At 61.1% G+C, this 21,454-nt stretch carries 16 protein-coding genes; 11 read left to right on the forward strand and 5 right to left on the reverse strand.

Annotated elements, in window-relative coordinates:
• The first annotated feature begins 1 nt into the window (after position 1).
• The 8 genes from sdhA to AB5Y81_RS20240 all read left to right on the forward strand — a co-directional run bounded on the left by sdhA (position 2) and on the right by AB5Y81_RS20240 (position 11,191).
• Positions 2-1,768 (forward strand): succinate dehydrogenase flavoprotein subunit, encoded by a 1,767-nt coding sequence (gene sdhA / locus AB5Y81_RS20205; RefSeq protein ID WP_017779962.1) that lies wholly within the window; start codon positions 2-4, stop codon positions 1,766-1,768.
• A gap of 17 nt (positions 1,769-1,785) precedes the next feature.
• Entirely contained in the window at positions 1,786-2,502 is a 717-nt protein-coding gene (locus AB5Y81_RS20210; protein ID WP_010634177.1) for a succinate dehydrogenase iron-sulfur subunit, read from the forward strand.
• Positions 2,503-2,617: 115 nt separating this feature from the next.
• Positions 2,618-5,428: a 2-oxoglutarate dehydrogenase E1 component gene (gene sucA, locus AB5Y81_RS20215; RefSeq protein ID WP_279484442.1), complete on the forward strand. Its 2,811-nt coding sequence runs from the start codon at positions 2,618-2,620 to the stop codon at positions 5,426-5,428.
• Between the two features lie 90 nt (positions 5,429-5,518).
• Positions 5,519-6,706, forward strand: coding sequence for a 2-oxoglutarate dehydrogenase complex dihydrolipoyllysine-residue succinyltransferase (gene odhB, locus AB5Y81_RS20220; protein WP_005300217.1), 1,188 nt, complete (start codon positions 5,519-5,521; stop codon positions 6,704-6,706).
• Positions 6,707-6,929: 223 nt separating this feature from the next.
• Positions 6,930-8,096, forward strand: a complete 1,167-nt coding sequence (sucC, locus tag AB5Y81_RS20225; protein WP_005300220.1) for an ADP-forming succinate--CoA ligase subunit beta — start codon at positions 6,930-6,932, stop codon at positions 8,094-8,096.
• Positions 8,096-8,968 (forward strand): succinate--CoA ligase subunit alpha, encoded by an 873-nt coding sequence (sucD, locus tag AB5Y81_RS20230; protein ID WP_005300222.1) that lies wholly within the window; start codon positions 8,096-8,098, stop codon positions 8,966-8,968. Before sucC ends, sucD begins: the two co-directional genes overlap by 1 nt.
• A gap of 273 nt (positions 8,969-9,241) precedes the next feature.
• Positions 9,242-10,270, forward strand: coding sequence for a hypothetical protein (locus tag AB5Y81_RS20235; RefSeq protein WP_279484441.1), 1,029 nt, complete (start codon positions 9,242-9,244; stop codon positions 10,268-10,270).
• A 465-nt stretch (positions 10,271-10,735) separates the two neighbouring features.
• Positions 10,736-11,191: a YcgN family cysteine cluster protein gene (locus AB5Y81_RS20240; RefSeq protein WP_017785494.1), complete on the forward strand. Its 456-nt coding sequence runs from the start codon at positions 10,736-10,738 to the stop codon at positions 11,189-11,191.
• A gap of 113 nt (positions 11,192-11,304) precedes the next feature.
• Here the strand turns inward: AB5Y81_RS20240 and AB5Y81_RS20245 are convergent, their stop codons facing one another.
• From AB5Y81_RS20245 to phnR, 5 genes are all read right to left on the reverse strand, one after another.
• Positions 11,305-12,711, reverse strand: a complete 1,407-nt coding sequence (locus AB5Y81_RS20245) for an FAD-dependent oxidoreductase (RefSeq protein WP_368146782.1) — start codon at positions 12,709-12,711, stop codon at positions 11,305-11,307.
• Between the two features lie 18 nt (positions 12,712-12,729).
• Entirely contained in the window at positions 12,730-14,466 is a 1,737-nt protein-coding gene (locus AB5Y81_RS20250; protein WP_368146784.1) for a putative 2-aminoethylphosphonate ABC transporter permease subunit, read from the reverse strand.
• Positions 14,463-15,557, reverse strand: coding sequence for a putative 2-aminoethylphosphonate ABC transporter ATP-binding protein (locus tag AB5Y81_RS20255; RefSeq protein WP_279484439.1), 1,095 nt, complete (start codon positions 15,555-15,557; stop codon positions 14,463-14,465). Before AB5Y81_RS20255 ends, AB5Y81_RS20250 begins: the two co-directional genes overlap by 4 nt.
• Before the next feature lie 267 nt (positions 15,558-15,824).
• Positions 15,825-16,844 carry a putative 2-aminoethylphosphonate ABC transporter substrate-binding protein gene (locus AB5Y81_RS20260; RefSeq protein WP_279484438.1) on the reverse strand — a complete coding sequence of 340 codons (1,020 nt, stop codon included), beginning with the start codon at positions 16,842-16,844 and terminating at the stop codon, positions 15,825-15,827.
• A gap of 119 nt (positions 16,845-16,963) precedes the next feature.
• The gene (gene phnR / locus AB5Y81_RS20265) at positions 16,964-17,671 is read right to left on the reverse strand and encodes a phosphonate utilization transcriptional regulator PhnR (RefSeq protein ID WP_279484437.1); all 708 of its coding nucleotides are present in this window, start codon (positions 17,669-17,671) and stop codon (positions 16,964-16,966) included.
• Positions 17,672-17,936: 265 nt separating this feature from the next.
• Here phnR and phnW point away from each other — a divergent pair, with 265 nt between their 5' ends.
• The 3 genes from phnW to phnX are packed head-to-tail and all read left to right on the forward strand — an operon-like array spanning position 17,937 to position 21,332.
• Positions 17,937-19,079 (forward strand): 2-aminoethylphosphonate--pyruvate transaminase, encoded by a 1,143-nt coding sequence (gene phnW, locus AB5Y81_RS20270; protein WP_279484436.1) that lies wholly within the window; start codon positions 17,937-17,939, stop codon positions 19,077-19,079.
• Positions 19,076-20,500, forward strand: a complete 1,425-nt coding sequence (locus AB5Y81_RS20275; protein WP_368146787.1) for an aspartate aminotransferase family protein — start codon at positions 19,076-19,078, stop codon at positions 20,498-20,500. Before phnW ends, AB5Y81_RS20275 begins: the two co-directional genes overlap by 4 nt.
• On the forward strand, positions 20,493-21,332 hold the full coding sequence (gene phnX / locus AB5Y81_RS20280) for a phosphonoacetaldehyde hydrolase (protein WP_279484435.1): 840 nt from the start codon (positions 20,493-20,495) through the stop codon (positions 21,330-21,332). Before AB5Y81_RS20275 ends, phnX begins: the two co-directional genes overlap by 8 nt.
• The last annotated feature ends 122 nt before the right edge of the window (positions 21,333-21,454 follow it).

Consider the following 21,454-nt stretch of genomic DNA (forward strand, 5'->3'; position numbering starts at 1 on the left):
GGTGACTATTCCAACTCGTGAATTTGATGCGGTCGTGATCGGCGCCGGTGGTGCCGGCATGCGCGCCGCGCTGCAGATTGCCCAATCCGGCAAGAGCTGCGCACTGCTTTCCAAGGTTTTCCCGACTCGTTCCCACACGGTTTCCGCCCAGGGCGGCATCACGGTTGCGCTGGGCAACGCCCACGACGACAACTGGCAGTGGCACATGTATGACACCGTGAAAGGCTCCGATTACATCGGTGATCAGGAAGCCATCGAGTACATGTGCAAGACAGGCCCCGAGGCCGTCTATGAGCTGGAGAACATGGGTCTGCCCTTCTCCCGCTTCGACAACGGCCGCGTCTACCAGCGTCCGTTTGGCGGTCAGTCCAAGAACTTCGGTGGCGAGCAGGCTGCCCGTACCGCGGCGGCTGCCGACCGTACCGGCCACGCCCTGCTGCACACCCTGTATCAGCAAAACGTCAAGAACAAGACCACCGTCTTCTCCGAGTGGTATGCGCTGGATCTGGTGAAGAACCAGGACGGCCACATCGTCGGTTGTACCGCCATCGACATGGAGAGCGGTGAAGTCGTCTACTTCAAGGCCAAGGCCACCGTACTCGCCACTGGCGGCGCCGGTCGCATCTACCAGTCCACCACCAACGCCCACATCAACACCGGTGACGGTGTCGGCATGGCGCTGCGTGCCGGGGTCGGCGTGCAGGACATGGAGTTCTGGCAGTTCCACCCCACCGGCATCGCCGGGGCAGGGGTACTGGTGACCGAAGGTTGCCGCGGTGAAGGCGGCTACCTGCTGAACAAAGACGGCGAGCGCTTCATGGAGCGTTATGCGCCGAACGCCAAGGACCTGGCCGGTCGCGACGTGGTGGCTCGTTCCATCATGATCGAGATCCGCGAAGGCCGCGGCTGCGATGGTCCCTGGGGCCCGCACATCAAGCTCAAGCTGGATCACCTCGGCAAAGAGGTACTGGAATCCCGTCTGCCGGGCATCTGCGAACTGTCTCGCACCTTCGCCCACGTGGATCCGGTCAAGGAACCCATCCCCATCATCCCGACCTGCCACTACATGATGGGCGGCGTGCCGACCAGCGTGAACGGCCAGTGCCTGACCCAAGACAAGGATGGCAACGACGTGCCGGTGGTCGGTCTGTTCGCGGTGGGCGAGATCGCCTGTGTCTCCGTGCACGGCGCCAACCGTCTGGGCGGCAACTCCCTGCTGGATCTGGTGGTGTTCGGTCGTGCCGCCGGCATGCACCTGGTGGAGACCCTGGGCTCGATGGAGCACGGCGTGGAAGCCACCGAAGCCGACATCGCCAAGGCGCTCGAGCGCCTCAACCGCTGGGAAAGCAACCGTAACGGTGAAGACCCGGCCCAGATCCGCAAGGATCTGCAGCGCTGCATGCAGAACAACTTCTCCGTGTTCCGCGAAGGGGATGCCATGGCGGAAGGGCTGGCCGAGCTGAAACTCATCCGCGAGCGCCTCAAGAACGCCCGTCTGGACGACACCTCCAGGGAGTTCAACACCCAGCGCATCGAGTGCCTGGAGCTGGACAACCTGATGGAGACCGCCTATGCCACCGCGGTGGCCGCCAACTTCCGTACCGAGAGCCGGGGCGCCCACAGCCGCTTCGATTTCCCGGAGCGTGACGATGAGAGCTGGCTGTGCCACAGCCTCTATCATCCGGACACCGAGTCCATGACCCGTCGCGCTGTCAACATGTCACCCAAGACCCGTGAGGCGTTCCCGCCCAAGGTCCGGACTTACTGATTGCGGAGCCAAGCACAATGAACGTCACATTCTCTGTCTACAGATACAATCCGGATGTTGATAACGTCCCCCATATGAAGGAATATCGTCTTGATATTCCTGAAGGTTCCGACATGATGGTGCTCGACGCACTGATCCAGTTGAAAGAGCTGGATCCCACGCTCGCCTTCCGCCGCTCCTGCCGCGAAGGGGTCTGTGGATCTGACGGTCTCAACATGAATGGCAAGAACGGTCTTGCCTGCATCACCCCGCTCTCCGATCTGCTGAAGAAGGGCAATAACGTCGTTATCCGCCCCTTGCCAGGCCTGCCGGTGATCCGCGATCTGGTGATCGACATGACCCAGTTCTACACCCAGTGGGAGAAGGTCAAACCCTTCCTCATCAACGACGAAAAATTGCCGCCCGTGCGTGAGCACCTGCAATCCCCCGAAGAGCGCGCCAAGCTGGATGGCCTGTACGAGTGCATACTCTGTGCCTGCTGCTCCACCTCTTGCCCCTCCTTCTGGTGGAACCCGGACAAGTTCATCGGCCCGGCTGGGCTGCTCGCCGCCTATCGCTGGCTGGCGGACAGCCGCGACACCGCCGCGACCGAGCGACTGGGTAATCTGGATGACGCCTTCAGTGTGTTCCGTTGCCACGGCATCATGAACTGCGTGAACGTCTGTCCCAAGGGATTGAACCCGACCAAGGCCATCGGCCACATCAAGTCGATGCTGCTCAACCGGGCTGTTTGATATCAGGGCCAGGGCGTCACGCGCCAGGCCCGACCTCTGGATAGCCATCCAGCCTGGATGGCTATTTGACCCCTACAAGCTGCGCTGCAGTGAACAAGATGTACAAGGGATAGAAATGCATAACGGCGTGATGAAGGCCTGGTTGGAGTCATCTCACCTGGCTGGTGCGAATGCAAGCTATATCGAGGATTTGTACGAATCCTTCCTGGAAGACCCCGAATCCGTAGCCGAAGAGTGGCGCAGCCTGTTTAGCTCGCTGCCCCAGGTCAATGGCCATGCGATAGAACAACCCCATTCCCGGGTCCGCGATTATTTCCGTCGCCTGGCCAAGGAGCCCTCCCGTTACAGTGCCCCCGTCTCCGATCCGCAAGTGGATGCCAAGCAGGTGCGGGTACTGCAGCTGATCAACGCCTTCCGCTTCCGCGGCCATCAAAACGCCAATCTGGATCCGCTCGGCCTGTGGGCGCGTGAAACCGTTGCCGAACTGGACCCTGCGTTTCACAACCTGCAAGGCGCGGACATGGAGGCCACCTTCAACGTGGGCTCCTACGCCATCGGTCGCGAGACCATGGTGCTCTCCGACCTGTATGCCTCGCTGAAGAAGACCTACTGCGGCAGCATCGGTGCCGACTACATGCACCTCACCTCCACCGAGGAGAAGCGCTGGCTGCAAGACAGGCTCGAATCCATCGAAGGGAAGGGGACCTATACCCTCGAAGAGAAGACCCGCTTCCTCGAGAGCCTGACCGCCGCCGAAGGGCTGGAAAAATACCTGGGCGCCAAGTTCCCGGGGGCCAAGCGTTTCTCCCTGGAAGGGGGTGATGCCATGGTACCTATGCTCAAAGAATTGATCCGTCGCGCCGGCGAGCAGGGTTGCAAAGAGGCCGTCATCGGCATGGCCCACCGCGGTCGCCTCAACGTGCTGATCAACGTGCTGGGCAAGCGCGCCCAGGACCTGTTCGACGAGTTTGCCGGCAAGCACGGCGAATCCTGGGGCACGGGTGACGTGAAGTACCACATGGGCTTCTCGTCCGACTTCGCCACCCCGGGCGGCAACGTCCACCTGGCGCTCGCCTTCAACCCGTCTCACCTCGAGATCGTCAACCCCGTGGTCATCGGCTCCGTGCGTGCCCGCATGGATCGCCGTGGTGACAAGGACGGCTCGACCGTGCTGCCCATCACCATCCACGGTGACTCGGCCATGGCCGGTCAGGGCGTGGTAGCCGAGACCTTTAACATGTCCCAGACCCGAGCCTATGGCGTCGGCGGGACGGTGCGCATCGTCATCAACAACCAGGTGGGCTTCACCACCTCCTATATTCGTGACCTGCGCTCCACCGAATATTGCACTGACATCGCCAAGGCGGTGCAGGCCCCCGTATTGCACGTCAACGGTGATGATCCGGAAGCCGTGGTGCTGGTGACCCAGATTGCGCTGGATTACCGCAACACCTTCAAGCGCGACGTGGTTATCGAGCTGGTCTGCTACCGTCGTCACGGCCACAACGAGGCCGACGAGCCGAGCGCCACCCAGCCGCTGATGTACCAGAAGATCAAGCAGCACCCGACCCCGCGCAAGATCTACGCCGATCAGCTGGTGGCCGATGGCGTCATCAGCCAGGAGCTGGCCACAACCCTGATCAACGAGTATCGCGACACCCTGGATCGCGGTGAGCGGGTGAGCAAGGAGTGGCGTCCGATGGAGCTGCACTCCGTCGACTGGACCCCCTACCTGGGTCACGACTGGGCCATGCCCTATGACAGCACTGTGCCGATGGATCACCTGAAGGCCCTGGGCGAGCGGGTGAGCCAGTATCCAGCCACCCACGTGCTGCAGCGCCAGGTCGAGAAGATCTACGAAGATCGCCGCCTGATGGCCGCCGGTGAGAAGCTGGTGGACTGGGGCTTTGCCGAGACCCTGGCCTACGCCACCCTGGTGGACAAGGGTTCCCGCATCCGCTTCACCGGGGAAGACTCCGGCCGCGGCACCTTCTTCCACCGCCACGCTGTGCTGCACAACCAGACCGATGCCAGCACCTACACCCCGCTGTGCAACCTGCACGACGAGCAAGGCCCGTTCGAGGTGTACGACTCGGTGCTGACCGAGAACGCGGTACTGGCGTTTGAATATGGTTACGCCAGCGCCGAGCCGGCCGGCCTCACCATCTGGGAAGCCCAGTTCGGCGACTTCGCCAACTGCGCCCAGGTGGTGGTGGATCAGTTCCTCTCCTCCGGCGAGCAGAAGTGGGGCCGGATGTGCGGCCTGACCATGTTGCTGCCGCACGGTTACGAGGGGCAGGGCCCGGAGCACTCCTCCGCCCGTCTGGAGCGTTATCTGCAGATGTGCGCCCAGCACAACATGCAGGTGTGCGTGCCGTCCAACCCGGCCCAGGTGTTCCACATGCTGCGCCGTCAGGTGGTACGTCCGATGCGCCGTCCGCTCATCGTGATGACGCCCAAATCCCTGCTGCGCCACCCGCTGGCGGTGAGCAAGCTCGAAGAGCTGGCCGAAGGCACCTTCCAGAACGCCATCGGTGAGATCGATGCGCTGGATCCGAAGGGCGTCAAGCGCGTGGTGTTCTGCTCCGGCAAGGTCTACTACGACCTGCTCGATGCCCGTCGCAAGGCCGAGCAGCAAGATGTGGCCCTGGTGCGGATCGAGCAGCTCTACCCCTTCCCGGAAGAGGAAGTGCGCGCCATCCTGGCCGACTACAGCCATGTCACCGACTTCGTCTGGTGTCAGGAAGAGCCGCAGAACCAGGGCGCCTGGTACTGCACCCGTCATCACTACGACAGCGTGCTGCCAAGCCATGCTCGTCTGCGTTATGCCGGTCGCCCGGCCTCGGCCTCGCCGGCCGTCGGTTACATGTCAGTCCACGCCAAGCAGCAAAAAGCCCTGGTGGAAGACGCACTTACCCTGGAATAACGAGTTGTGAAGGAGAGGGCGCTCCCCGGGAGCGTCCTCTTCGACCAAGAACAAGCCCGCTGGCCAAGAAGTAAACAAGGAACTGATTAGATGACTATCGAGATCAAAGTACCGGACCTGCCGGAATCAGTGGCGGATGCCACCATCGCGACCTGGCACAAGAAGCCGGGTGATCTGGTTGCCCGTGACGAAGTGCTGGTTGACATCGAGACCGACAAGGTCGTGCTGGAAGTGCCGGCGCCGGAAGCTGGCGTGCTGGGCGACATCCTGCAAAGCGAAGGGGCCACCGTGCTCTCCCGCCAGCTGATCGCCATGCTCAAGCCTGCCCCGGTGGCCGGCGAAGAGACCAAGGAGAAGCCGGTGGAAGCGGTAGCCGATGACGCCGCCGATGGCCTGAGCCCCTCCGTGCGCCGCCTGGTGGCCGAGCATGACATCGACGTTGCCAAGCTGACCGGTACCGGCAAGGGCGGTCGCGTCACCAAGGAAGACGTGGAAGCCTTTATCAAGGGTGGCAACAAGCCTGCCGCCGCGCCGGTTGCCGCTGCAGCCCCTGCTGCACCGGTCGCCCCGCTGGCCGGTCGCACTGAAAAACGCGTGCCCATGACCCGTCTGCGCAAGCGTATCGCCGAGCGTCTGCTGGAGGCCAAGAACACCACCGCCATGCTGACCACCTTCAACGAGATCAACATGGCGCCCATCATGAAGCTGCGCAAGCAGTACGGCGAGATCTTCGAGAAGAAGCACGGCATCAAGCTCGGTTTCATGTCTTTCTACGTGAAGGCGGTAGTGGAATCCCTCAAGCGCTACCCGGAAGTGAACGCGGCGCTGGACGGTGACGACATCGTCTACCACAACTACTTCGACGTCAGCATCGCCGTCTCCACCCCCCGTGGTCTGGTGACTCCGGTGCTGCGCGACTGCGACAGCATGAGCCTGGCGGACATCGAGAAGGCCATCAAAGACTTGGCCGGCAAGGGCCGTGACGGCAAGCTGACCGTGGACGAACTGACCGGCGGCAACTTCACCATCACCAACGGTGGCGTGTTCGGCTCCCTGATGTCCACCCCGATCATCAACCCGCCCCAGAGCGCCATTCTGGGCATGCACAAGATCCAGGACCGCCCCATGGCCGTCGACGGCAAGGTCGAGATCCTGCCGATGATGTACCTGGCGCTCTCCTACGATCACCGCATCATCGACGGCCGCGAGTCGGTGGGCTTCCTGGTCTCCATCAAGGAGCTGCTGGAAGATCCGACCCGTCTGCTGCTGGACGTCTAAAGAAATCGGCCGGAGTGGCAAGCCTGTGAGCTTGCCAAGCCGCGCCACAAGCTTGCCGCCGGACTTCCCGTTCGGCGGCAAGCGGGGGCCCTCGCGGCCCTGACGGAACGTCTGAGTGAAAGTGAAATTAGAAAGATAACGAGGGGCCACCCTGGCCTCTTTCACAGGGGATTGAGAAACACGAGCCCCGGACGGAAATACCTACAACACGGATAGAGCATCTATGAATCTGCATGAATATCAGGCAAAACAGCTGTTTGCCGAGTATGGCCTGCCGGTCTCCGAAGGTTATGCCTGTGCCACCCCGCAGGAAGCGGCCGAAGCGGCCGACAAGATTGGCGGCAACACCTGGGTCGTCAAGTGCCAGGTCCACGCCGGTGGCCGCGGTAAAGCGGGCGGCGTCAAGCTGGCCAAGAGCAAGGACGAGATCCGTGCCTTCGCCCAGAACTGGCTCGGCAAGAACCTGGTGACCTATCAGACTGACGCCAACGGTCAGCCGGTCACCAAGATCCTGGTGGAGTCCTGCACCGACATCGCCAAGGAGCTCTACCTGGGCGCCGTGGTTGACCGTGGCAGCCGTCGCGTGGTCTTCATGGCCTCTACCGAAGGTGGCGTGGAGATCGAAAAAGTTGCCCACGAAACCCCGGAACTCATTCACAAAGCCGCCATCGATCCGCTGGTAGGCCCGCAGCCTTATCAAGCCCGCGAGCTGGCCTTCAAACTGGGTCTGGTCGGCGATCAGATCAAGCAGTTCACCAAGATCTTCATGGGTCTGGGCCAGATGTTCCTGGACTGCGACTTCGCCCTGCTGGAGATCAACCCGCTGGTCATCACCGACAAGGGCAACCTGCACTGCCTGGACGGCAAGATCAACATCGACGCCAACGCCCTGTACCGCCAGCCGAAGCTGCGCGAGATGCACGACCCGTCCCAGGATGACCCCCGCGAAGCGCACGCCGCCCAGTGGGAGCTGAACTACGTGGCGCTGGATGGCAACATCGGTTGCATGGTCAACGGCGCGGGTCTGGCCATGGGCACCATGGACATCGTCAACCTGCACGGCGGTTCACCGGCCAACTTCCTGGACGTCGGCGGCGGCGCCACCAAGGAGCGGGTGACCGAGGCGTTCAAGATCATCCTCTCCGACAGCAAGGTACAAGCCGTGCTGGTCAACATCTTCGGTGGCATCGTGCGCTGCGACATGATCGCGGAAGGCATTATCGGCGCCGTCAAAGAAGTGGGGGTGAAAGTGCCCGTGGTGGTGCGTCTGGAAGGCAACAATGCCGAACTGGGTGCCCGTAAACTGGCCGACAGCGGCCTCAATATCATCGCCGCAACGAGTCTGACTGACGCAGCTCAGCAAGTGGTAAAAGCAGCGGAGGCCAAATAATGAGCGTTCTGATCAACAAAGACACCAAGGTGATCTGCCAGGGCTTTACCGGCGGTCAGGGCACTTTCCACTCCGAACAGGCGATTGCCTACGGTACCCAGATGGTCGGCGGCGTTTCCCCGGGCAAAGGCGGCACCACTCACCTGGGCCTGCCGGTGTTCAACACTGTCCGTGACGCCGTGGAAGCCACTGGCGCCACCGCCTCCGTCATCTATGTGCCGGCCCCGTTCTGCAAGGACGCCATCCTGGAAGCCATCGATGCCGGCATCAAGCTCATCGTCACCATCACCGAAGGCATCCCGACCCTGGACATGCTGGACGTCAAGGTGAAGCTGCAGGAAACCGGCGTGCGCATGATCGGCCCCAACTGCCCGGGCGTCATCACCCCGGGTGAGTGCAAGATCGGCATCATGCCCGGCCACATCCACAAGCCGGGCAAGGTGGGCATCGTCTCCCGCTCCGGCACCCTGACCTACGAAGCGGTCAAGCAGACCACGGACGAGGGCTTCGGCCAGTCCACCTGCGTCGGTATCGGTGGCGACCCCATCCCGGGCTCCAACTTCATCGACATCCTCGAGATGTTCCAGAATGACCCGCAGACCGAAGCCATCGTGATGATCGGCGAGATCGGCGGCAACGCCGAGGAAGACGCGGCGGCCTACATCAAGGCCCACGTCACCAAGCCGGTGGTCTCCTACATTGCGGGTGTCACCGCTCCGGCTGGCAAGCGCATGGGTCATGCGGGCGCCATCATCGCCGGTGGCAAAGGTACCGCGGCCGAGAAATTTGCCGCCCTGGAAGATGCCGGCGTGAAAACCGTGCGCTCCCTGGCCGATATCGGCAAAGCCCTGCGTGAAGTAACTGGCTGGTAAGTTCTTTAGCCTGTTATCTCGGATAGCAAAATGCCGCCCTTTGGGGCGGCATTTTTTATGGGGATAGTTTGCTTTTTCGCCTGCGTAACTTAATTCAGTACACATCTCAGCTCAAAGGGGCGCGATGAAGGCGCTGGTCTCTGCGTGCGATGAATTGAAGACCATTATGTAAACGATACAGTCATAATAATAAAATTTGCACATGCTGAATGGCGGGCTATATTCTTATGGCTTTCAAGTGATATAAGTGTCAATACTGCTGGGGAGGGTAATATGATGACTTCGAAAAGTATGTTTTTATTTTGTTTTTCTTCTGCACTTATTTCTGGCTGTTCTAGTAATCTAAGTGCAGTAGATAAACTGACTAGCTCGACTCAAAATGATGGCGGTATTTCATCTTACTTTAATGACATTCCATTTCAAAGTCGCTTTCTTGCAATAAATGGCCAACTTCCTATAGATACTGTTGGAATGCCTTGCGTTGCGAGTAGTTATCGTGTGCCATATTCAATGATATGTCTGAGTACAGATAAGTCGAAAGTCATCGAATATGACTACCCCGTGACAGGAAATCCTGGTAAAAAAATAAAAGACATTAAAAACAGCCTCACTAATTTAGAGAAAAAATCGCAAGACTTAGTTACCAAATTGCTTGTTAAGGCTACTTGCAAAAATGCAGGAAAAGAAGAGTGCACAGCGGAGATTGAGAGTGCATCTACTGCTCAGTCAGAATTTCAATCTTTACAGGCGGAAGTATTATCAAAGTTGTCAGATGGTAATACGTTTATATTTCAGTGGAGCAGCACAGCCGGTGGTGGATTCGATATAGAAGCTGACCCCTATGGGAAAATTGATGGGCAGGGTGGCTATCAGAATAGTGGAATTACAATCGTGTCTGGTTTACGCATATCCCAATTTTTAGTGGGAAATGATATCAGCAGTATTTATCAGAATTTGCCAAAGGATACTAAATTAGCAACATTTGTCATGCAGGCACAAGGAATTGCATATATAAGTACTCGAAGCATTAGTGCTACGGTGCAAGCTCGTTTAGGGCTAACGCCCACTCAATTTAGTGACATAATAAGCACTTTGTCTGGCGCTCAGAAAATACAACTGGCAGCAGCTTTCAATTATGTAAGTAGCCTGAGTAATGAAGGTCAATTTCACACTGTAAATAAAAACATTAAAGATGTTCCGACGTGGCATACAACAGGTAAGATAGAAGACCATGGATATCAAACTTTCTATGCAACCATGACAAAATTAGATGAGCTTAAAAAAATGATTGAGAGAAAATAGTAAATTACTTACAGACTATATCTGCATATGCAGTGTGATTATATATGGTTGTTTTATAGTTTGGTTTGTGAACCACAGAGTCATTATAACAACTTTTTTCAATATATTTTGACAGTTTTTGTGGTTGTATTATCGCAGTGTAATTGGATGCTTGAAAAACATTGCTGATGCTTTCCAATTTATTCGAGTGAAATGCCATTTTTGACATTGCAATTGTTTGATGTGGCTATTGATAGAGTAATGCCTTGACCAAGAAAGTCTGATACTCATACTCAATAGGGCAATTCAACCCATCATGGGAACATTAGAATTTCAAAATTTATTGTCTTGTATCTATTTGTCTCCCCTTGTTTTACCGACAGCTACTAGTGAGTAGGCGAGCAAGGTTCTTCTGCCAACCTTGAAAAATCAGGCCATAGGGCGTATAACCACGCGCTTGTCAGTGTATTGAGTGAGCCAATTTTCATGCAGCAGAGTGAACCCGTGCAGAGCGCCCCCTTTTGGCAGGTAAAAAGCCTGCAACAGATGACCACGACCGAGTGGGAGTCCCTGTGCGACGGCTGCGGCAAGTGCTGCCTGAACAAGCTGATCGACGAGGATACCGAGGAGCTGGTGTTCACCAACGTGGCCTGCAACCTGCTCAATACCAAGACCTGCCAGTGCTCCGACTACGGCAACCGCTTTAAAAAAGAGCCGGACTGCCTGCAGATCACCCACGACAAGATTGCCGAGTTCAACTGGCTGCCCTCCACCTGCGCCTACCGCCTGCTGGCTGAAGGGCAGAGCCTGCCAGAGTGGCATCCGCTTATCACCGGCAGCCGCAGCGCCATGCACCAGGCCGGTCAGTCGGTGCGCGGCAAGGTGATCCACGAGGTACATGCCGGCGACTGGGCCGACCATATCATCACCTGGGCCAGCTAGCGCCAAACCCGTTTTATCCGGGCTGCCATCGTATCAAAAGCGAAGGGGCAGGGGAGTCATCACTCTCCTGCCCCTTCGGCTTTCTGGCTTTATCCTTCGCGCTGCGAAGGCGCCTATTTGTCTGCCTTGCCCGCCGCATCGGCAAGTTTGGCCAGTTGTTTGTCATACCAGGCCACCGGGCGGTTCTCATCTTCCGCCCGCTCCTTGCGCCGGATGGCGTTGCGCACCGCCATGGCCCCCAGCCAGCGAAACGGCTCGGGCGGAAAGTAGCCGCGCGGGCCGCTGACCAGGGCGCATTCGCGCCACGGCTTGTCCTCATCTCGCGGTTTGTCTCTCACCAGGGCCGCCAGGATCTGGCCGCCCATCCAGCTCTGGGCCACCCCGTTGCCGGAATAGCCGAGGCCATAGACGATATTGGGCTGCGCTCGCCAGTGGCCGAAGAAGGGGAGGCCATCCACCGAGCGATCGGAGGCGCCGCACCAGCTGGCAGCGATGGGCACCTCTTCAAGGGCCGGAAAGAAGCGGCGCAGGGTACGGGTGAGAGGGGCAAGATAACGGCTGGGGGCATCGAACTCGGCCAGATGGCGGTTGGCAAAGGCGAAGGTGTTGCCCCCCTTGCCCAGCATCAGCCGCCCTTGCGGAGTGGATCGGTAGTAATGCACAAAGGTGCGGCCATCCACCACGGCGCGGCCGTGCTCAAGCTGCTGGGCGGCAAGCGCCTGTGGCGCAGGGTCGGTGATCACCATATCGGAGGAGACCAGCACGATGCTGCGGCGAAACTCGCGAAAGTGCGTCGCCATGGCGCTATTGAGGGCCAGCACCACCTTGCGGGCTCGCACCTCGCCCTGCGGCGTCTGCACCCGCGCCGGCTGGCCCCCTTCGAGGCGCTGCATGGGGGAGTGCTCATAAACCTCGACCCCCAGCTCCCGTGCCACCCGCAGCAGGCCGCGCACCAACAACGCCGGTTGCACCGAACCGGCGTGGGGGCTGTAGAGCCCCTCCAGATGAACGTGGGAGCCGCTCTGTCTTGCCAGTTCACCCTCCGCAATCGCCTGCCACTGGTTAAGACAGGCTCGTTTGAGTTCCTGCAATACCGGCTCCATCAGACCGCGCTGGGCCTCGCTGGTGGCGGTGTAGCAGGTGCCCTCGACCCTCAGCTCTGCCTCTATGTGGTGCTTTTCGCAGAAGCGGGCAATCTCGTGCACCGCCTGCTCGGATCTTTGCACCAGCCAGGCGGCCTGCTGCTCGCCAAAGAGGCGCTTTAACGTCAGGTATTTGGCCGACCAGGTGAGCAGGCAGCCGCCGTTGCGCCCGGAGGCGCCGCTGCCGCACAGGTCTTTTTCCAGCACCATGATACGTAAGGCAGGTTCGGCCTGTTTAAGGGCGATGGCACTCCAGAGCCCGGTAAAGCCGCCGCCGACGATGCAGACATCGACCTCGTGGTGGCCGACTAGGGGCGTGGGCGGCGCGGGTTTTTCGGCGGCGAGCGCTTCGGCCAGCCAGAAGGGGAGAGTGGACATGATGACTCCTCGATAAGGTTATGGGTGGCGCCAGCGCTGGGTGCGATCCAGCAGGGCGCGGCTCAAAAAGAGCTGGAGCAGCTTGACGGTGGCGGCGGCCAGCAGGATCAGGGTGGCCATGGCGGCAGCCGCGGCGGTATCGCCGGAATCCTCCATATTGAGCACGGCGATGGAGGCGAGCACGCTGTCGCTCGAGTAGAGGAAGATCACCGCCGAGGTGGTGGTCATGGCGTTGACGAACAGATAGATAAAGATCTCCAAGAGAGCTGGCAGGGAGGCGGGCAGGGTGACTCGCCAGAACGCCTTCCAGAGCGGGATTCGCAATGAGATGGCCACCAGCTCCAGCTCTTTGGGCAGTTGTTTCAGGCTGGTCAGCGCCGTCATATGGCCCACTGTGTAGTAGTGGATGACGCAGGAGAGCACCATCAGCGGCAGAGTGCCATAGAGAGTGCCAAAGAGCGGATTGCCGTTGAAAAAGAAGATGTAACCCAGCCCCAGCACCATGCCGGGCACCGCCAGCGAGAGCATGGCAAGCAGATGGAGCAGCTGGCGCAGCGGCGCGAAGTGGCGCCCCTTCTCCTGTGCCCAGGCCAGCACCATCACCAGCACGGTGCCGATAAGCGCGGTATAGAGGCCCAGTTGCAGGGTGTTGGTAAAGGGCTGCCAGCCATAGACGCTGTTGCTGTCAAAGGCGTAGTGATCCAGCGTCAGAGCGAGGTTGTAGGGCCAGAACTGTACCAGGGAGCCGTAAACCGCCATCCCTACCAGCGCCAGAAACAGCAGGGCCCAGAGTGTGCACCAGCCGAGCGCCAGCAGATCCCGCAGCCGATGGGGCTTGGGGCGATAGGGCACCGCCTTGGTGCTGCTCTGCTCCTGCATCTTGCTGCGCACTCGGTGCTCCAGCGCAAAGCTCAGCAGCGCCGGCAGCAGCAGGGTGACGCTGGCAACCGCGCCGAGGGAGAAGTTCTGCATCCCGATCACCTGCCGGTAGATGTCGGTGGCCAGCACGTTGTAATGGCCGCCAATCACCTTGGCCACCCCGAAGTCGCAGATGGTGAGGGTGAAGACGGCGATGGCGGCGCTCAAAAGGCCATAACGGGCGGTAGGCAGGGTGACGGTGACAAAGGTGCGCCAGCCGCTGCTGCCGAGCACCCGGGAGGCTTCATAGAGGCGGGCATCGCTCTGACCGAGCGCCGTGATGAGGATCATCAGGGCGTGGGGAAAACACCAGAAGCCCAGACCAATGACGATGCCGATGGGGCCGTAGATGCTCTCGCCGCCGAGCAGCCCCTTGGCGATCCCCTGATTACCAAACCAGTAGACCAGGCTGATGGCGGGCAGCAGGGAGGGCATCAAGAGCGGAATAAGGCCGATGAGGCGAAACAGGCTCTTGCCCGGCATACAGGTGCGGGTGAGGGCATAGGCGTAACCAAAAGCGATGGTTACTACCAGCGCGGTGATCAGCACCCCGAGCCAGAGGGTGTTGCCTATGGTGCGCCCCAGATGAGGGGAGTCGAAGTAGGCGCTGAAGTTGGCAAGGCCCACCCAGAGGCCGTTCTCATCCTGCAGGCTCTTTTGCAGCATGGTGAGCAGCGGCAGCAGCAGACCGCCGGTGAGCAGGGCGATGCCAAGCAAAAGCAGGATCAGTTGCAGCAGCTGATCCCGGCTCCAGCCGCGACAGAACCGCTGCCAGCGGGAGCCGTGCCTGGCTGTCGCTGGCGGCAACAGGGAGGAGGTCGTGAAGGGGGCAGTCATGGGCGCTCTCCTTCAAACAGCTGCATCGCCCCGGCGGGCCAGTGCAGCGAGCAGCGCATGCCGCTGCGCCAGCCACCTTGTTCGTGGTGGGGCAGCTCGTGGGTCGGGCGTTCCACCAGAATTTGCTGCGGGCCCAGATAGGTGTCGGCGGTGCAGATAAGGCGCTGGGCGGCGCCGAGAAACTCCACCTGCTCGATGGTTGCTTCAACGCCATGCTGCCCAAGACAGGGCTCGCTCGGCGCACCCAGGGTGATCGCCTCGGGGCGGATCGCCACCTGCAATTTACTGCCGGCCGCCGCCCGGTTGGCGAGCGTCAAAGGTTGTTCGTTGAGGCGAACCTGGGTAGGGCCGAGCACCAGGGTCTCGAGGAAGTTCATGGTGCCGACAAAGCTTGCCACGAAGCGGCTCGCTGGCCTGTGGTAGATCTCCTGCGGCGTACCCACCTGCACGATGCGGCCGCCCTCCATCACCACGATGCGATCGGCCATGGTCAACGCCTCTTCCTGATCGTGGGTCACCATGATGGTGGTGATGCCAAGGCGCTGCTGCAGGGCGCGGATCTCGCTGCGAAGATGGGTGCGCACCAGGGCATCCAGGGCGCTGAGCGGTTCGTCCAGCAGCAGCAGGCCGGGGGAGAGGGCGAGTGCCCGGGCCAGCGCCACCCGCTGTTGCTGGCCGCCGGAGATCTGGCTCGGGTATTTGTGGGACTGGGCCGTGAGATCCACCAGCCCCAGCCAGTGATCGACCCGCTCCTTGATGAGATCCCGCGCCAGCCCCTGATTCTCAAGGCCGAAGGCGATGTTCTGGGCCACCGTCAGGTTGGGGAAGAGGGCATAGGACTGAAACACGATGCCAAAATCGCGCTGCTGGGGCGGCAGGCGGGAGATATTGCGCCCCCCTTGCCAGATCTCGCCGCTGTCCGGCAGATCCAGCCCGGCGATGGCTCTGAGCAGGGTGGTCTTGCCGCAGCCGGAGGGGCCGAGAAAGCAGATAAACTCCCCCGGCTCAATGGTCAGAGAGATCCCCTTGAGGGCCAGAAAAGCACCGAACTGCTTGTTGAGATGTTGAATGTCCAGATAGGGCTGGGTCATGGTTCGACTCGCTACTGATTTGGTATATACCAGTTTGCGAGTGCAGTGTGACGGTCAGGTGATCGGGGGATGACGGCTAGATGACAGTTAGATGACGATGGGTAGCCAGCAGCTAGCTTGGCCGCGTGTGGATGGGGGCGCCACCCATTGAGGGCGACACAAACACGGGGGCGATGCCAAAAAACGAAGGCCAACCTGGGTTGGCCTTCGGCAATGGATCTGTCGGCGGCGATTTGCTGCCATCGCACAAACCTGCTCCAAGAGGGATTACTGCTTGGCTTCGGTCTTGCCGTCGAAGCTGGCGCTCCACTGGGCGAGGATGGTGTTGCGCTCGCGGGCTGCCCAGCCAAAGTCGTTATCGATCATCTGGCCCTTGATGTTGGCGGGATAGCCGGCTCTGGGCTTGGCTACCTTCGGGATGGCAACCACTGCGAACGACTTGTTGTAGAGGGCGTTGGCCTGTTCGGTGGCGGCAAAGTCGAGCAGCTGTTTGGCGGCTTCCAGTTTGGGGGTGCCCTTGATGATGGCGGCAGCTTCCATGTCCCAGCCCGAACCCTCTTTCGGGAACACCACCTCGATGGGGGCCCCCTTGGCCTTGAGGCTGGTAGCCGGGAAGTCGAAGGAGATGCCGATCACCGTCTCGCCGCTGGCGGCCAGCTTGCAGGGGGCTGAGCCCGAGTGGGTGTAGCGGTCGATGTTCTGGTGCAGGCCGTTCATAAATTGCCAGCCCTGCTGCTCACCCATGGTCTGCAGCCAGCCAGCGACGCTCAGGTAGCCGGTGCCGGAGGAGCTGGGGTTGGGCATGATCACCTTGCCCTTGTAGACGGGCTTGGTGAGGTCAGCCCAGCTGGTGGGGGCCGGGATCCCCTGTCTCTCGGCCTCTACCTTGTTGAAGCAGATGGCGCTGAAGAAGGCGTCCAGACCGATCCAGTGCGGCTCGGCCTTGCTGTCGCGAAAGCGGCTGTCGAGTTTATCCAGCCCTTTCGGTGCATAGGCACTCAGCATCTGCTGCTGATCGAGCTGCATCAGGCTGGTAGCCGCCAGTCCCCACACCACATCCGCCTTGGGCTGGGATTTTTCTGCCAGCAGGCGGGCGGTGACCACGCCGGTGGAGTCGCGCACCCACTTGATGTTGATGTCCGGATGCTGGCGCTCGAACGCGGTTTTCAGCTCGCCGAGCTGCTCCGGTTCGAAGGCGGTGTAGACGGTGAGATCGGTCGCGGCCAGTGCCGGCGCTGTCATGGCGGCCAGCACGGCGGCGGCCAGCAAATGGGTTCCCTGTTTCATCCTCTTCTCCATATGAATTGGCTTGGTATAAACCAGATTGGTCGAGAGAGAGGCTAGGGGATCTTTATGACGTTCGGGTGACGGCCCCGTGACGTTTTGCCGCGCACAAGTCGCGGCAATCAATCCTGGGTATCCACCTCTATCTCCAGACTGTCGTGGCGCCAGTACTCCAGATCGAAGTCGAGCACCCGGCCGTGCTGATCGAAGTTGAGTCGCTCGAGGCGCAGGGCGGGCAGACCGGCGGTGGCCCCCAGCGCCTTGGCCACCTCGTCCGGCAGGGCGGTGGGGAAGAAGCGCACCTGCATGCGGGCGTAGTGAAGATCGTAATGGGCCTGATAGATCTCGGTCAGGCTGCCGTTGAGATCCAGCTCCAGCAGGCCTGGTACCCGCTCTGGCAGGCAGTGGTTCTCGCAATAGCAGATGGCGCGCCCGTTGGCATAGCGCAGCCGTTTTAGCAGAAACAGGCTGTCGAACGGCTTGAGCTGCAACCGTGCCATCAGCGCCGGCGGCACCGCCTGGCGGCTTTTCTCCAGCAGCTCGGTGCGCGGCTCACCCCCTTGCTCCCGCACAATCTGGTGAAAGTTGGAGGTGCGTCTGGGGTTGAGGCTGAAACGGGGCGGGGTGACGAACCAGCCGCGGCGATCCTCCCGATAGATAAGGCCATTGGCCTCCAGCTGCACCAGCGCCTCGCGGATGGTGACCCTTGTGGTGGCGTAGAGTTCCCCCAGCAGCCGCTCGGAGGGGAGCTTGTCGTTGGGGACCAGGCCCCCCGCCAGGATCTGGTTGGCGAGGGCATCCTTGATCTGCAGGTATTGGGGTTTGCTCATGAAAATCCCTGGTTGTGCAATGAGTTGGGCAATGGACTGGGCAATGGACTGGGCACAGGGCAGGTCATCTGCCCGGTCGCTAAGCGTAGGCATCAACGTGCATTGGTAAAGACCAGTGTTGCCCCTGTTGTTCAGGCTTCCTAGATTATCGCGATCCCGGCGCTGAAAATGAATTTTTTGTTGCACGTAGTGCCACCCCTTTGACCTTGGCGGGGCAGTTACCCACAATGCGCTCATTCTGGTATATACCAAAAGGAGCGAAGTCATGACCCATATTCCTGCGGCCCCTGCCGCCGTCGATTACCTGCTGCTGACCCCGGGCCCCCTCTCGACCACCGCCACGGTGCGCGCAGCCATGCTGCAAGACAGCTGCACCTGGGATGCGGACTACAACCAGGGCGTGGTGGAGCCCATCCGCCGCGAGCTGGTGCGGCTTGCAACTGGCCCTGAATATGAAAGCGACTACAGCGCCGTGCTGCTGCAGGGGAGCGGCAGCTATGTGGTGGAGAGCGTGCTGGGCTCGGCGATAGGCGTCGATGAGTGTCTGCTGATCATCAACAACGGCGCCTATGGTGCCCGCATGGGTGAGATGGCCCGCTGCCTTGGCCTGCGCCACCATGAGCTCGACTGCGGCGAGACAAGCCGCCCCGAACCCGCCGCCATCGAGGCGATGCTGGCGCGCCACCCCGAGATCACCCACTTGGCCATGGTGCACTGCGAGACCACCACCGGCATGCTCAACCCGCTTGAGGAGGTGGCTGAACTCTGCCAGCGCCGCGGCATTCGCCTGATCGTCGATGCCATGAGCAGCTTTGGCGGCATCCCCATCGACATGGGGCGCCTTGGCATCGAGTTTCTCATCAGCTCTGCCAACAAGTGCATTCAGGGGGTGCCGGGCTTTGGCTTCGTCATTGCTCGCCGCGCCGCGCTCACGGCCTGCGCCGGTCGTGCCCGCTCGGTCTCCCTCGACCTGCATGCCCAGTGGCAGACCATGGAGCAGCAGGGGGGCAAGTGGCGCTTTACCTCGCCCACCCATACCGTGCTCGCCTTTGCCCAGGCCCTGCGCGAGCTGGACGAGGAGGGGGGCATCGCCGCCCGCCATCAGCGCTATAGCGAAAACCAGCGCACCCTGGTAGCTGGGATGGCCGAGCTCGGCTTTGCGCCGTTGCTGCCAGAGGAGTGGCAATCCCCCATCATCACCGCCTTCTACTCGCCGGCCCACCCTGACTACCGCTTCGCCGACTTCTACCAGCGGCTCAAGGGGCAGGGCTTTGTCATCTATCCGGGCAAGGTCTCGCAAGCCGACTGCTTCCGGATTGGCAATATCGGTGATGTGACCCCGGCGCGGGTGCGCTCCTTGCTCGCCGCCATGGCCAGCGCCTGCTATTGGCAAGGGGAAGCACGATGACGAGCCAAGCGCTTCACGGTCGCGATCTGCATGACCATAAGCTGCACGGCAGCGGCCGCGCCGATAGCGAAGGGGATATCAACCTCGGCGAGGGGCGGGCGCGCTGGTGGGCCGACCAGAGCGAGGCGGTGCAGGCGGGATTGGCGGAAGATAGCCGCTACTTCCTCCATCAGGCGCTCTCCACCCCCTGTCTGGATCTGATTGAGGGGGCGCAGGGGAGCTGGTTGACCAGCGTATCGGGCGCGCGTTACCTCGATTTTCACGGCAACAGCGTCCATCAGCTGGGCCACGGTCACCCCAGGGTGGTGGCCGCGGTGCAGCAGCAACTCGCCGATCTGCCGTTTGCGCCCCGCCGCTACACCCACCGGGTTGCCATCGACTGCGCCCGCACTTTGGCCGAACTGGCCCCCGGCGATCTCAACCGGGTGCTGTTCGCCCCCGGCGGCAGCGAGGTGGTGGGCATTGGCCTGAAGCTCGCCCGCTTTATCACCGGCAACAGCAAGGTGGTGTCCCTGTGGGATGCCTTTCACGGCGCCTCCCTCGATGCCATCTCGGTCGGTGGCGAGGCCTGTTTTCGCGCCGGTATGGGCCCATTGATGGCCGGAGTGGAGCGCATCCCGCCCCCCACCCGTTATCGCGGCGTCTGGTATCGCGGGGAGGGGGATGATCTGCACTACGCCGATTATCTGGAGTACGTCATCGAGAAGGAGGGTGGGATCGGCGCCTTTATCGCCGAACCTATCCGCAACACCGATGTGCAGGTGCCCTCGAAGGCCTACTGGCAGCGGGTGCGGGAGATCTGCGATCGCCACCAGGTGCTGCTGATCGTCGACGAGATCCCCAATGCTCTGGGTCGCACCGGCCACTGGTTCAGCTTCGAAGAATTCGGCATCGAGCCCGACATCATCTGCCTGGGCAAAGGGTTGGGGGGCGGGGTGGTGCCATTTGCCGCGCTCATCACCCGCGACCGTTTCAATCAGGCTGCAGCTATTTCGCTCGGTCACTACACCCACGAGAAGAGCCCCATCGGCTGCGCGGCGGCCCTCGCCACCATCAGTACCATCCGTGAAGAGGGGTTGCTGGCCAAGGTGCGGGAGGATGGCCGTTTTATGGCGGTAGAGCTCGCGTCGCTTGCCGAGCGTCACCCGCTGATCGGGCAGGTACGTGGTATTGGTTTGCTCTGGGCGCTGGATCTGGTGGTCGATCACCAGAGTCGAAAGCGCAATAGCCAGGCCGCCGAGCGGCTGCTCTACCGCTGCCTGGAGCTTGGCCTCAGCTTCAAGGTCTCTCAGGGCAATGTTATCCAGCTCTCGCCGCCGCTCAATATCGCTCGCGCCGATCTGGTGCGCGCCATCGCCATTCTCGATCGCGCCTTGGGCGAGATCGCACTTTCACCGAAACAGGAACATCACCATGACTGACTTGCAGATTGCCATCGACCCGACCACAGACATAGAGGCGCTGATCCTCGACTGGGCCGGCACCGTGGTCGATTTCGGCTCCTTCGCCCCCACCTCGATCTTCGTCGAGGCCTTCGCCCGTGCCTATGACTTTGCCGTGACCCTGGATGAGGCGCGCCAGCCCATGGGGCTGGGCAAGTGGGATCATATCGCGGCGCTTGGCCGTCTGCCCTCGGTGGATGAACGCTGGCAGGCCCGCTTCGGCCACCCCATGAGCCACGCCGAGGTGGACCACCTCTATCACACCTTTATGCCGCTGCAGATTGCCGCGGTGACCCGCTTCGCCGCCCCGATCCCGGGTGTGCTGCCGGTGCTGGATGCCTTGCGGGAGCAGGGGTTGCGCATCGGCTCCTGCTCCGGTTACCCCCGTCCGGTAATGGAAGCGCTGGTGCCGGCGGCGGCCGAGCACGGCTATCGCCCGGATCACTGGGTCGCCACCGATGATCTCAAGGCGGGTGGCCGTCCCGGCCCCTGGATGGCGCTGGCCAACGTGATTGAGTTCGGAGTAAGCGCGGTGCATCGCTGTATCAAGGTGGATGATGCCGTGCCGGGCATCAGCGAGGGGGTGAACGCCGGCATGTGGACGGTGGGATTGTCGGTCTCCGGCAACGAGTTCGGCGCCACTTGGGAGGAGTTCGTCGCCATGAGCGAAGCCGAGATCGCCGCCCGGCGCGCACCGGCCGAGGCCAAACTGCGGGCGGCGGGGGCACACTATGTGATTGATACCCTGGCGAACATCGCCCCTGTCATCGCCGATATCAACCGCCGACTGGCGGCCAGCGAGCGGCCCTGAACAAGGCGGGGGGAGAGAAGGGGAGTGCCGGCCTTGCCTGCAGATTTTCAGGCCTATGTTCCCTGACTATCAGGCATAAAAAAACCGGCGCCTGGGCGCCGGTTTTTGTTCACCGAGACTCT

It is taken from the genome of Aeromonas sp. s2, from assembly GCF_040907935.1.
Classification (GTDB): Bacteria; Pseudomonadota; Gammaproteobacteria; order Enterobacterales; family Aeromonadaceae; genus Aeromonas; species Aeromonas dhakensis.

What these genes read in the sequence shown, in the direction of transcription:
- phnX (WP_279484435.1), top strand. Translation starts at nt 20,493, where the DNA reads ATGACTGACTTGCAGATTGCCATCGACCCGACCACAGACATAGAGGCG.
- sucC (WP_005300220.1), top strand. Translation starts at nt 6,930, where the DNA reads ATGAATCTGCATGAATATCAGGCAAAACAGCTGTTTGCCGAGTATGGC.
- AB5Y81_RS20275 (WP_368146787.1), top strand. Translation starts at nt 19,076, where the DNA reads ATGACGAGCCAAGCGCTTCACGGTCGCGATCTGCATGACCATAAGCTG.
- AB5Y81_RS20260 (WP_279484438.1), bottom strand. Translation starts at nt 16,844, where the DNA reads ATGAAACAGGGAACCCATTTGCTGGCCGCCGCCGTGCTGGCCGCCATG.
- AB5Y81_RS20250 (WP_368146784.1), bottom strand. Translation starts at nt 14,466, where the DNA reads ATGACTGCCCCCTTCACGACCTCCTCCCTGTTGCCGCCAGCGACAGCC.
- odhB (WP_005300217.1), top strand. Translation starts at nt 5,519, where the DNA reads ATGACTATCGAGATCAAAGTACCGGACCTGCCGGAATCAGTGGCGGAT.
- sucA (WP_279484442.1), top strand. Translation starts at nt 2,618, where the DNA reads ATGCATAACGGCGTGATGAAGGCCTGGTTGGAGTCATCTCACCTGGCT.
- AB5Y81_RS20240 (WP_017785494.1), top strand. Translation starts at nt 10,736, where the DNA reads ATGCAGCAGAGTGAACCCGTGCAGAGCGCCCCCTTTTGGCAGGTAAAA.
- AB5Y81_RS20210 (WP_010634177.1), top strand. Translation starts at nt 1,786, where the DNA reads ATGAACGTCACATTCTCTGTCTACAGATACAATCCGGATGTTGATAAC.
- sucD (WP_005300222.1), top strand. Translation starts at nt 8,096, where the DNA reads ATGAGCGTTCTGATCAACAAAGACACCAAGGTGATCTGCCAGGGCTTT.
- AB5Y81_RS20245 (WP_368146782.1), bottom strand. Translation starts at nt 12,711, where the DNA reads ATGTCCACTCTCCCCTTCTGGCTGGCCGAAGCGCTCGCCGCCGAAAAA.
- AB5Y81_RS20255 (WP_279484439.1), bottom strand. Translation starts at nt 15,557, where the DNA reads ATGACCCAGCCCTATCTGGACATTCAACATCTCAACAAGCAGTTCGGT.
- phnW (WP_279484436.1), top strand. Translation starts at nt 17,937, where the DNA reads ATGACCCATATTCCTGCGGCCCCTGCCGCCGTCGATTACCTGCTGCTG.
- phnR (WP_279484437.1), bottom strand. Translation starts at nt 17,671, where the DNA reads ATGAGCAAACCCCAATACCTGCAGATCAAGGATGCCCTCGCCAACCAG.
- AB5Y81_RS20235 (WP_279484441.1), top strand. Translation starts at nt 9,242, where the DNA reads ATGATGACTTCGAAAAGTATGTTTTTATTTTGTTTTTCTTCTGCACTT.